At 67.8% G+C, this 10,775-nt stretch carries 10 protein-coding genes; 9 read left to right on the forward strand and 1 reads right to left on the reverse strand.

Features of this window, described 5'->3' with window-relative positions:
• The 6 genes from I0Q12_RS33625 to I0Q12_RS22995 all read left to right on the forward strand — a co-directional run.
• Positions 1-714, forward strand: a 714-nt coding sequence (locus I0Q12_RS33625; RefSeq protein WP_231611267.1) for an amidohydrolase family protein, incomplete at its 5' end; no start/stop codon positions are given.
• An 82-nt stretch (positions 715-796) separates the two neighbouring features.
• Complete coding sequence (locus tag I0Q12_RS22975) at positions 797-1,039, forward strand: hypothetical protein (protein WP_197255048.1); 243 nt, start codon at positions 797-799, stop codon at positions 1,037-1,039.
• 38 nt (positions 1,040-1,077) lie between these two features.
• Positions 1,078-2,745 carry an OB-fold domain-containing protein gene (locus tag I0Q12_RS22980; RefSeq protein ID WP_197255057.1) on the forward strand — a complete coding sequence of 556 codons (1,668 nt, stop codon included), beginning with the start codon at positions 1,078-1,080 and terminating at the stop codon, positions 2,743-2,745.
• A gap of 51 nt (positions 2,746-2,796) precedes the next feature.
• Positions 2,797-4,026: a CaiB/BaiF CoA-transferase family protein gene (locus tag I0Q12_RS22985; protein WP_197255059.1), complete on the forward strand. Its 1,230-nt coding sequence runs from the start codon at positions 2,797-2,799 to the stop codon at positions 4,024-4,026.
• 88 nt (positions 4,027-4,114) lie between these two features.
• A complete protein-coding gene (locus I0Q12_RS22990; RefSeq protein ID WP_197255061.1) occupies positions 4,115-5,650 on the forward strand; it encodes an acyl-CoA synthetase in 1,536 nt (511 codons plus the stop codon).
• An 86-nt stretch (positions 5,651-5,736) separates the two neighbouring features.
• On the forward strand, positions 5,737-6,588 hold the full coding sequence (locus I0Q12_RS22995; protein WP_197255063.1) for an SDR family oxidoreductase: 852 nt from the start codon (positions 5,737-5,739) through the stop codon (positions 6,586-6,588).
• Between the two features lie 63 nt (positions 6,589-6,651).
• Here the strand turns inward: I0Q12_RS22995 and I0Q12_RS23000 are convergent, their stop codons facing one another.
• Positions 6,652-7,359 carry a TetR/AcrR family transcriptional regulator gene (locus I0Q12_RS23000; RefSeq protein WP_231611268.1) on the reverse strand — a complete coding sequence of 236 codons (708 nt, stop codon included), beginning with the start codon at positions 7,357-7,359 and terminating at the stop codon, positions 6,652-6,654.
• Between the two features lie 97 nt (positions 7,360-7,456).
• Here I0Q12_RS23000 and I0Q12_RS23005 point away from each other — a divergent pair, with 97 nt between their 5' ends.
• The 3 genes from I0Q12_RS23005 (at position 7,457) to lpdA (ending at position 10,720) form a co-directional block, all read left to right on the forward strand.
• Positions 7,457-8,416: an ABC transporter ATP-binding protein gene (locus tag I0Q12_RS23005; protein WP_197255072.1), complete on the forward strand. Its 960-nt coding sequence runs from the start codon at positions 7,457-7,459 to the stop codon at positions 8,414-8,416.
• On the forward strand, positions 8,413-9,237 hold the full coding sequence (locus I0Q12_RS23010; protein ID WP_197255073.1) for an ABC transporter permease: 825 nt from the start codon (positions 8,413-8,415) through the stop codon (positions 9,235-9,237). Before I0Q12_RS23005 ends, I0Q12_RS23010 begins: the two co-directional genes overlap by 4 nt.
• Positions 9,238-9,319: 82 nt before the next feature.
• A complete protein-coding gene (lpdA, locus tag I0Q12_RS23015) occupies positions 9,320-10,720 on the forward strand; it encodes a dihydrolipoyl dehydrogenase (RefSeq protein ID WP_197255074.1) in 1,401 nt (466 codons plus the stop codon).
• Positions 10,721-10,775 lie beyond the last annotated feature (55 nt).

Consider the following 10,775-nt stretch of genomic DNA (forward strand, 5'->3'; position numbering starts at 1 on the left):
TGGTCCCCGACCGCCCCCGACCGGCTGATCCCCATCGTGATGCTCCCGCTGTGGTCGGTGGAGGAATCCGTGCGCGAGATCGAGCGGACGGCGGCCAAGGGAGCGAAAGCGATCACCTTCCCCGAGAATCCGGTGCCGCTGGGATTGCCGTCGTTCCATACCGATCACTGGGATCCGGTGCTGTCCGCAGCGGAGGCGGCGGGAATGCCGCTGTGCATGCACTTCGGCACGTCCGGTCAGGCGCCGATCACGGCACCCGAGGCCCCGATGGCCGTGATGATCGCCCTGTTCGGGTGCAACTCGATGTACGCGACGGCGGATCTGCTGTTCTCCCCGGTCTTCCACAAGCACCCGAACCTGAGGGTGATGATGTCCGAAGGCGGAATCGGCTGGGCGCCCTACCTGCTGGAGCGGATGGATCAGACCTGGGAGAAGCACCGGTTCTACCAGAACATCGACCAGTCGGCGCGGCCGTCGGAGTTGTTCGCCGAACACATCTTCGGCTGCTTCATCGACGATCAGTTCGGGATCGACAACCGGCACGCCATCGGGATCGACAACATCACCTGGGAATGCGACTACCCCCATTCCGATTCGAACTGGCCGAACAGCCGCAAGCGCGTGCACGACGCCATGCTCGAGGTTCCGGACGAGGACGTACACAAGATGGTCGAACTGAACGCCCGCCGGCTGCTGAACTTCCCCCGTCTCTGAATTTCCGCCGGTGTGCCGAAATGGCGGCTCCCACCGCCACAAAGGCACACCGGCGCGTCCCGCGCACTCTCGGAGGATCGACATGGCCGAACCGATCGACCAGCTGCCGGAGGACGACTGGGTCGACCAGGACCTGCTCACGCGGAACCTGGCCGGCGAGTTGCTGGACGAAGAGATCGCCGCCGAACGCGACCGGCTCGCACGGCTGGACAGGGGAGAGGGTGGGGACGACATCCACATGTCCCGCGCCGACATGGAGCGGCGGCTCGCGGCGATGATCGAAGTTCGAAAGCGCGTCAGCGCACCGAATTCCGTGGAATTCTGACGACCGTGCAGTTCCGACAACCGGGTGATGGAGAATACGTGAGCCGAAGTACCGTCGTCGCCACAGGACGGCCCCTGCCGCAGCCGACCCCGGCGACGTCCGAGTTCTGGACCTCGGGAGCCGACCGGGTCCTGCGAGTGGCGCAGTGCGGCACCTGTGGCAAGAGAATGCACCCGACGACGGTGCTGTGCCCGCAGTGCAGGGGGCGCGACATCTCCTTGCAAGCGGTCTCGGGCCGCGCGGTCGTCGTGGGTGTGACGATCAACGTGCAGCAGTGGCTCCCGGATCTCCCGCCTCCGTACGTCGTCGCGATCGTTGCGCTCGAAGAAGATTCGAGCGTCCGCCTGACGACCAACATCGTCGGGTGTGAACCCGCGGACGTGTCCGTGGGGACGAAGGTGCGGGTCGTGTTCGAGCAGGTGAGCGACAAGATCTGGCTGCCGCTGTTCGAACCGGACCCGGACGCGGACGGTGAGCCCGGCACGCTGCCGGAACCGGAGAACTACCGGGCCCGGTTGCGCCCGCCGGTCACCTCCGGCAAGTTCGAGGACCGTGTCGTGATCTCGGGGGTCGGGCAGTCGAGGATCGGCCGTCGGCTCATGGTCGATCCGCTGACGCTGACGGTCGACGCGTGCCTGCAGGCCATCGCGGATGCGGGCCTGTCCGTCGACGACATCGACGGACTGTCCACCTATCCGGGTGCCGCCGTCGGCGGCATCTCGGAAGGCGGAATCATGCCCGTCGAGCAGTCCCTGCGGATCCGCCCGACCTGGGTCAACGGCGGCGGCGACCTGCCCGGGCAGAACGGGTCCATCATCGCCGCGATGCTGGCGGTCGCGTCGGGACTGTGCCGGCACGTGCTGTGCTACCGCACCGTGTGGGAGTCGACGCATTCGGAACTGGTGCGGTCCGGACAGTGGGAGGCCGGAATCGGCCGGGCGGCGGGCATGTTCGAGTTCCGCCATCCGTTCGGTGCCATATCGGCGGCCAACTGGATCGCCTGCCAGGCGTCGCACTACTTCCACCGCTACGGCGACGCGAAGGAGACGCTCGGTGCAATCGCTGTCAACGCGCGAACCAATGCGGGTTCGAATCCCGAAGCGGTCTATCGTGATCCGATCACGATGACCGATTATCTCGGCGCCCGAACGGTTTCCACGCCGTTCGGGCTGTTCGACTGCGACGTCCCGGTCGACGGTGCGGTCGCGGTGATTGTCTCCGCCGCCGAGACCGCACCGGACCTGCCCCACACACCGGTGTTCGTCGAGGCGGTGGGCACCCAGATCCTCGAGAACCTGTCGTGGGATCAGGGCACGCTCACGCACCTGCCGCAATCCCTCGGTCCGTCGGCGCACCTGTGGAGTCGCACCGATCTGCGTCCCGAGGACGTCGACGTCGCCCTGTTGTACGACGGATTCACGTTCAACGCGTTGTCGTGGCTCGAGGCACTGGGATTCTGCGAGTTCGGCGGTGCCCGGGACTTCGTCGACGGCGGGCGGGGCATCGCGATCGACGGACGCCTCCCGCTCAACCCGCACGGTGGGCAGCTGTCCGCCGGCCGCACCCACGGCTACGGCTTCTTCCGGGAAGCCGTGCTGCAACTGCGAGGGCAGGCGCCGGGACTGCAGGTCGCCGACCCGGAGGTCGCAGTCGTCACCGCCGGCGGCGGCGTGCCGTCGGGCGCCGTCCTGCTCCGCACCGGCTAGATCGCCTCACCACCCGGCCACCATTCCACCCATCCACGATCAGGAGTCGTCATGGACCGTCCCCTGGAGGGCATCCGAATCCTCGAGGTCGCCCAGTTCACCTTCGTTCCGGCCGCCGGAGCGGTACTCGCGGACTGGGGCGCCGACATCATCAAGGTGGAGCATGCCGAGACCGGCGACGCGCAACGCGGTCTGGTCCGTGTGCTCGGACTCGCCGCGAGCCAGGCCGGTTCGTCGTTCGCGCCGATCATGGAGGGCCCGAACCGCAGCAAGCGCAGCATCGGACTCGACCTCGCCAAGCCCGAGGCGCGACCGATCCTCGAGAACCTCGTCCGCAGCAGCGACGTGTTCCTGACGAACTACCTGCCCGGTCCGCTCGCCAAGCTCCGCCTCACCGTCGACGACATCCGCGCCATCAATCCCGACATCATCTACGTCACCGGCAACGGCTTCGGCTCCGAGGGTCCGGACGCGGACAAGGGTGCCTACGACGCAACGGCGTTCTGGGCCCGCGCCGGCAGTGCCGACGGCGTCATGCCGCCGGACACCGATCACATGGCGTTCATGCCGGCCGGCGCCTACGGCGACAACATCGGGGGAATGACGATCGCCGGAGGTATCGCGGCCGCGATCGCCGGGCGCGAACGCACCGGTGAGCCGTCCGTCGTGGATGTGTCGCTGCTCGCCGTCGGCGCATGGGCAACCCAGTTCTCCGTCAACCTGTCGCTGTTCCTCGGCGGCCCGCTGCCCAAGGTGCGGCGCACGACGGCCGCGCCCGGCAACCCGCTGAGCGGTTCGTACCGCACCTCCGACGGCCGGTGGCTGCAGTTCTCGATGCTGCAACCGACTCGCTACTGGAACGAGTTCGTTGCCGCGCTCGGTCGCGAGGATCTGGTCGACGACCCCCGATTCGCCACGATGGAAGCGATTTTCGAGCACTCCCAGGAAATCGGCGACTGGTTCGCCGAGGCGATCGCGAAGCGGACCTACGACGAGTGGCTCGAGGTCTTCCGCGACATCTCCGGCCAATGGGCCCCGGTCCAGGACGGCTGGGAACTCGGACACGACGAGGCGCTGATCGCCAACGGACGGATCGTCGAGATCACTGACGCGGACGGCAAACCGCAGAAGCTGGTCGCGAGTCCGGTCAAGTTCGACAACGCGCCGGTGAAGATGTCGCGGGCTCCGCAGTTCGCCGAGCACACGGACGAGATCCTGCGGGAGATGGGACTCGACGACGAGCAGCTCATCGAACTGAAGATCGCGGGTGCCGTCACTTAGGTACATCCCCGCTTTCCAACTGTCCTGAGTGCGTGTTCCGGCCGCCCGTCACGACGGCGGCCCTCGTGAAGGGATTGCCGTGACGGCGATGAACCTGACGGATCTGGCGGCGGCCGAGGAGAACAAGCCCGCGATCGTGATGGCCGGCAGCGGCGCGACACTGAGTTACCGCGCACTCGAAGACGCGTCCAACCGTATCGCCCACCTCTTCCGGCAGAGGGGGCTGCAGGCGGGCGATCACATCGCGATCCTAATGGAGAACTGCCTGGAGATGTTCCCCGTCGTCTGGGCGGCGCAACGAGCGGGACTTCTCTACACGCCCGTCAACTGGCACCTCGCCGACGACGAAGCCGCCTATGTCGTCGAGAACTGCGGTGCCCGCGTGCTGGTCCACTCCGAACACCTCGACCGGCTCGCGTCGGTCGTCGACTCCGGAAACCCTGCTGTGGAAACACGATTCACGGTGTGGCGGAGGTCGGCGACCGGAGCCGAGTCGCTCGCCGACGCGGCAGCCGCGCTGCCGGTGACGCCGATCGACGACGAGGTCGAGGGCTACTACATGTTCTACTCGTCCGGAACCACCGGTCGGCCCAAGGGGATTCTGCCCGAGCTGACCGGCGCGCCCTTCGGAACCGGGCTGGGAATCGATGCGGTGATGCGGAATGCATTCGGATTCGGTTCGGACAGCGTGTATCTGAGTCCTGGACCGCTCTATCACGCGGCCCCGCTCGGATGGTCCGTGGGCACCGTCCGCAACGGTGGAACCGCGATCGTCATGGAACACTTCGACGCCGAGGGCGCGCTCGCCGCGATCGACCGGTACCGGGTCACCCACACCCAGGTCGTGCCGACGATGTTCGTCCGCATGCTGAAGCTTTCCGACGAGACGAGGGCGCGGTACGACCTGTCGAGCCTGCGCGTGGTGATCCACGCGGCCGCACCGTGTCCGGTCGAGGTCAAGGAACGCATGATCGAGTGGCTCGGCCCCAAGATCCTCGAGTTCTATGCGGGGAGCGAGGGAAACGGGTTCTTCATGATCTCCACGCCGGAATGGCTCGCGCACCGCGGATCCGTGGGCCGGCCCACCGTCGGTGAGGTGCACATCTGCGACGAGGACGGACACGAACTGCCTCCGGGCGAGATCGGCACGATCTGGATGAGCGGTACCCCGAGGTTCGAATATCACGGCGACGCCGCGAAGACCGCCGGCGCGTACAACGACAAGGGCTGGAGCACGCTCGGCGATCTGGGGCACGTGGACGAGGACGGCTACCTCTATCTGTCGGCGCGGCGCACCGACCTGATCCTGTCCGGTGGGGTGAACATCTATCCGCAGGAGATCGAGGATGCGCTGACCATGCATCCGGCGGTCCTCGACGTGGCGGTCATCGGGCTGCCCGACGACGAGATGGGTCAGCGGGTGCACGCGGTGGTGACTCCGGCGGAGGCGACCGTCGCGAACGACGACCTCGCGGCCGAGCTGATCGGCTACGCGCGGGAGAGGCTCGCGCATTTCAAGGTGCCGCGCACCGTCGAGTTCGGTGAGGTGCCGCGCCTGCCGAGCGGCAAGATCCTCAAGCGTGCGTTGCTGTCCCGGTACGAGGGCACCGGCGTCGCGCAATAGGAACGTCATCCCTTGCGTACCGGCTGTCGGCAACGATCCGCCGGACGGTACCGTCCCTGGAAACCGAAGGCGACGAGGGGATGGTAATGGGCGTTTATGCGGTGACCGGTGCGGCTTCCGGGATGGGTAAGGCGAGCGCGGATCGTCTGCGGGCCGCCGGTCACACCGTGATCGGGATCGACCTGAAGGAAGGCGACGTCGTCGCGGACCTGTCGACGTCGGAAGGTCGCGCCACCGCGATCGCGAAGACACTCGAACTGGCGGAGGGGCACCTCGACGGTGCCGTCCTCGCCGCCGGGCTCGGTCCCGGGCCGGGTCGGGAGCGTGTCATCGCCGAGGTCAACTTCCGCGGTGTCGTCGAACTGCTCGAGGGCTGGCGCTCGACCCTCGCCGCAGCCGGAAACAGCAAGGTCGTCGTCTTCGGGTCGAACTCGACGACCACGGTTCCGGCCGCCCCGATGTCGGCGGTGAAGGCATTCCTCGCCGGGGACCTGGAGAAGGCCGTCAAGCGGGCGTGCCGGATCAAGCCGGCCGGCCCGACGTTCACCTACGCGGCCTCGAAGCTCGCGGTCACCCACTGGGTGCGCCGCGCGGCCGTGACTCCGGAGTGGGCCGGCGCGGGGATCCGCCTCAACGTGATCGCACCCGGGGCGATCGAGACACCGCTGTTGACCGCCCAGCTCGACAGCCCGGAAGCCGACCGCGTCCGGGACTTCCCGGTGCCGATCGGCGGATTCGGTCGGCCGGAGCAGATCGGGGAGTGGGTCGAGTTCATGCTGTCGCCGGCCGCGGACTTCCTCTGCGGGTCGGTCGTCGTCGTCGACGGCGGCAGCGAACCCTTCTTCCGCGGCAGCGACTGGCCGCGTCCGGTGCCGATCCGGAAGGTTCCGGCCTACCTGCTTGCGATGCGCCGGTTCAACAACGCGAAGAAAAAGTAGCCCGCGTCTCCGGAAGTGCCCCTGAGTGACGGTCGGTGTACCGATATTTCGGTACGCCGACCGTCATTTCCGTTCCGGCCGAGGCGGTTCGGTTCGGGACGCGGCGGGCGCGATTCCGAACAGCATGGCGTCGAGCCCCGCGACGAACGCGGCGTCGTTGTCGAGGGTCGTGGCGGCGCCCGAGGAGTCCGAGGTGAACAGGGCCCTCAGGTGCGGATAGTCGCCGTGCGCGAGCATCTCGGACATGTGCGCGGCACCGCCGCCGCTCGCCGAGGCCGTCTCCCCGGCCGATTCCTGCGCCGCGAAATTGGTGACCCAGCCGCTGATCAGGGCGACGCCCATCATGGTGGCGGTCGCGTCGAGCCCGGCCGGTGCCAGTGCGCCGACGAGCCGGTCGAGGTAGCGGATGCTGTTCGGGCCGAGGTCGGTGGCCGGCGTGTCCCGTAGCCACGGATGACGCCGATGCAGGGATCGGGACTGCTGGGCGATGGCGAGTACATCGGTGCGGACGTCACCGGTGAGCGGGGGGAAGTCGAACTCGGCGGCGACCCGGTCGGCCATCAGCGCGAGCAGATCGTCCTTGCCGGCCACGTATCGGTACAGCGATGCCGCCGAGGTGCCGAGCGCGTCGGCGACGCGCCGCATCGAGAGTGCGCGCATGCCTTCACTGTCGACCAGCCGGACGCAGGCCTCGCCGATGTCGTCGAGGGTGTACGTCGGGCGGGGCCCGCGCTTGCGTTCGTCGGTGCGCAGCCACAGTGAGGTCGGCATGACCCCCAGCATGCCTCGAGGAAAGAGTTGCGAACGCTGTTCTCATTTATCTACCCTCTAATTGCGAACATTGTTCACAGTTTGAGGGGGAGGGCGCATGAACGTGCTCGAAGCCGACGGCCTGACCCGGGCGTTCGGAGACCGCAACGTCGTCGACGCAGTGCACCTGAGCGTTCCCGCCGGGCACATCCATGCGCTGCTCGGCCCGAACGGCTCGGGGAAGACGACCACCGTCCGCATGCTCGCCACGCTGCTGCGGCCGACCGCCGGTCGTGGCCGCGTCTGCGGCTTCGACGTCGTGCGCGACGCGGCCCACGTGAAACGACGCATCGGGTTGGTCGGGCAGTTCCATGCGGTGGACCCCCGGCTGACCGGTCGGGAGAACCTGACGATGTTCGCGCGGCTGCACGGACTCGACGGCCGCTCGGCCCGGGTCCGCGCGACCGAGCTGCTCGACCGGTTCGATCTCGCCGACGCCGCCGCCCGCCCGGTGAGCAGCTATTCGGGAGGTATGCGCCGGCGGCTGGACCTGCTCGCCGGGATGGTCGTGCGGCCCGAAGTGCTGTTCCTCGACGAACCGACCACCGGCCTCGACCCGCACAGCCGCAACGAGATCTACCGGCTGGTGCGCGAACTCGTGGGGGAGGGCACCGCCGTGCTGCTCACGACGCAGTACCTCGACGAAGCCGACCGCCTCGCCGACAGCATCACGATCCTCGACGCCGGCGTGACGATCGCGACCGGAACCCCGGCGCAGATCAAGGAGGCGGTCGGAACCGGAGTCGACCTCGCCCTGCCCGCCGCCGCGGACGTCACCGAGGCGATCGGCGTGACCGCCGCATTCGGTCTACGGCACATCGCCACCGACGCCGCGTCCGAAACCGGCACCGTCCGGCTGTCTTTCGCCACCGATGCCGATTCGGTGCCGCTGCTGCCGGTGCTACGCGCCCTCGACGAAGCGGGCGTGCCCGTCGACGACATCGGCCGCCGTCGCGTCGGGCTGGACGAAGCGTTCCTGACCTTGACCGGACACGCCCGTACGGAGGAGCCCGCATGACCACCGCCACCCATGGAAGCTCGGCACTCACCGGCACCCGGACGTTGTTCCATCGGATCGTCCTGACGTACCGGCACTCGCCCGCGCTGCTGCTCGTCACGCTCGCCGCGCCGCTGGGCATGGTGCTGCTGTTCGGATTCGTCTTCGGCGGCGCACTGTCCGGCGGTGACGCCGCCGCCTACCGCGCGTATCTGATGCCGGGGGTGCTGGTGCTCGTGGCCGCGATGGGCCTGGCGACCACCGCGGCCACCGCCAACGCCGACCTGCGCAGCGGACTCTCCGACCGGTTCCGGACCCTGCCCACCGCGCCGGTGTCGGTGCCCGCCGGGCTCGCCCTCGCCGAAACGGCCACCTGTGCGGTCGCGCTCGTGCCGATGGTCGGTGTCGGATATCTCGTCGGCTGGCGGATCGACGCAGGCGTCCGCGAGACTGCGCTCGCAGTGATGCTGCTGCTGTTCCGCTTCGCGCTCTCCTGGCTGGGCATCTGGCTCGGCTTCTCGATCCGGGACGAGCAGGTGCTGCAGCAGTGCGCGCCGATGATCTTCGGAACGATCATGTTCTCCAACATCTTCGTGCCCACCGAGACCATGCCCGCGGTGATCCGGACGATCGCGGAGTGGAATCCGGTCAGTGCCGTCGTGGCCGCCCTGCGCGAACTGCTGGGCGGTGCCGCGCCGACGGCCGTGGACGCGGCTGTGCCGATGGCCGCGGATGCGGCGTGGCCCCTGCAGCACCCCCTGTTCGCAGCCTTCGGCTGGTGCCTCGGAATCGTCGCTGTGCTGGTACCGCTCACGGTCCGCCGGTACGTCACCACCCGCTGATCGGGCGCCGATCCGACCGTTACCGACGAGTAACCGGACCATCGACAGACAGCGGAAACCGGCGGGACTACCCTGTATACCCGTGACCTCACACTATGACGTCGTTGTCCTCGGAGCCGGTCCCGGTGGGTACGTCGCTGCTATCCGCGCGGCACAGCTGGGATTGAGCACCGCCATCATCGAGCAGAAGTACTGGGGAGGTGTGTGCCTGAACGTGGGCTGCATCCCCTCGAAGGCACTTCTCCGCAATGCCGAACTGGCGCATCTCTTCAACAAAGAGGCCAAGACGTTCGGTATCTCGGGGGATGTCTCCTTCGACTTCGGTGCAGCCTTCGACCGCAGCCGCAAGGTGGCAGACGGTCGCACCAAGGGCGTGCACTTCCTCATGAAGAAGAACAAGATCACCGAGTACGACGGTAAGGGCTCGTTCGTCGACGCCAAGACCATCGACGTGGCGCTCACCAAGGGCGGCACCGACCGGGTGACCTTCGACAACGTCATCATCGCGACCGGTTCCGTCACGAAGCTGCTGCCCGGCACCTCGCTCAGCGAGAACGTCGTCACCTACGAGGAGCAGATCCTCACGCGTGACCTGCCCGGCTCGATCCTCATCGTCGGCGCCGGCGCCATCGGCATGGAGTTCGGCTACGTCCTGAAGAACTACGGCGTGGACGTCACCATCGTCGAGTTCCTCGACCGCGCCCTGCCCAACGAGGACGCCGACGTCTCCAAGGAGATCACCAAGGCGTACAAGAAGCTCGGTGTCACCATCAAGACCGGTGCCGCCGTGCAGACGATCGACGACGACGGCACCAAGGTGACCGTCTCGATCAAGGACAACAAGAGCGGCAACGTCGAGACGGTCGTCGTCGACAAGGTCCTGCAGTCCGTCGGCTTCGCCCCCCGTGTCGAGGGCTACGGCCTCGAGAACACCGGCGTCGCCCTCAACCGCGGCGCCATCGAGATCGACGAGCGCATGCGCACCAACGTCCCCGGCATCTACGCCATCGGTGACGTCACCGCCAAGCTGCAGCTCGCGCACGTCGCCGAGGCGCAGGGCGTCGTCGCCGCCGAGACCATCGGGGGCGCCGAGACGCTCGAGCTGGGCGACTACCGCATGATGCCGCGCGCGACGTTCTGCCAGCCGCAGGTCGCGTCGTTCGGTCTCACCGAGGAGCAGGCCAAGGCCGAGGGCTACGACGTGAAGGTCGCGACCTTCCCGTTCACCGCCAACGGCAAGGCCCACGGTCTCGGCGACCCGAACGGGTTCGTCAAGCTCATCGCCGACAAGACGCACGGGGAGCTGATCGGTGGCCACCTCATCGGCCCCGACGTCTCCGAGCTGCTGCCCGAGCTGACGCTGGCCCAGAAGTGGGACCTGACCGTCAACGAGCTGGCCCGCAACGTCCACACGCACCCGACGCTGTCGGAGGCGCTGCAGGAGGCCATCCACGGCCTCGCAGGACACATGATCAACTTCTGACACAGACCTCCGCGCGGGTAGATCCCCGCCCGGATGTACCGGCCTCGGCCCGTGG

Origin of the sequence: Rhodococcus sp. CX (assembly GCF_015865005.1) — a bacterium.
In the GTDB taxonomy this organism is placed as follows: Bacteria; Actinomycetota; Actinomycetes; order Mycobacteriales; family Mycobacteriaceae; genus Rhodococcus.

Excerpts from the sequence above, each read along its gene's own strand:
- I0Q12_RS22975 (WP_197255048.1), top strand. The coding sequence starts at position 797 with ATGGCCGAACCGATCGACCAGCTGCCGGAGGACGACTGGGTCGACCAG.
- I0Q12_RS22985 (WP_197255059.1), top strand. The coding sequence starts at position 2,797 with ATGGACCGTCCCCTGGAGGGCATCCGAATCCTCGAGGTCGCCCAGTTC.
- I0Q12_RS22990 (WP_197255061.1), top strand. The coding sequence starts at position 4,115 with ATGAACCTGACGGATCTGGCGGCGGCCGAGGAGAACAAGCCCGCGATC.
- I0Q12_RS22995 (WP_197255063.1), top strand. The coding sequence starts at position 5,737 with ATGGGCGTTTATGCGGTGACCGGTGCGGCTTCCGGGATGGGTAAGGCG.
- I0Q12_RS23000 (WP_231611268.1), bottom strand. The coding sequence starts at position 7,359 with ATGCCGACCTCACTGTGGCTGCGCACCGACGAACGCAAGCGCGGGCCC.
- I0Q12_RS23005 (WP_197255072.1), top strand. The coding sequence starts at position 7,457 with ATGAACGTGCTCGAAGCCGACGGCCTGACCCGGGCGTTCGGAGACCGC.
- I0Q12_RS23010 (WP_197255073.1), top strand. The coding sequence starts at position 8,413 with ATGACCACCGCCACCCATGGAAGCTCGGCACTCACCGGCACCCGGACG.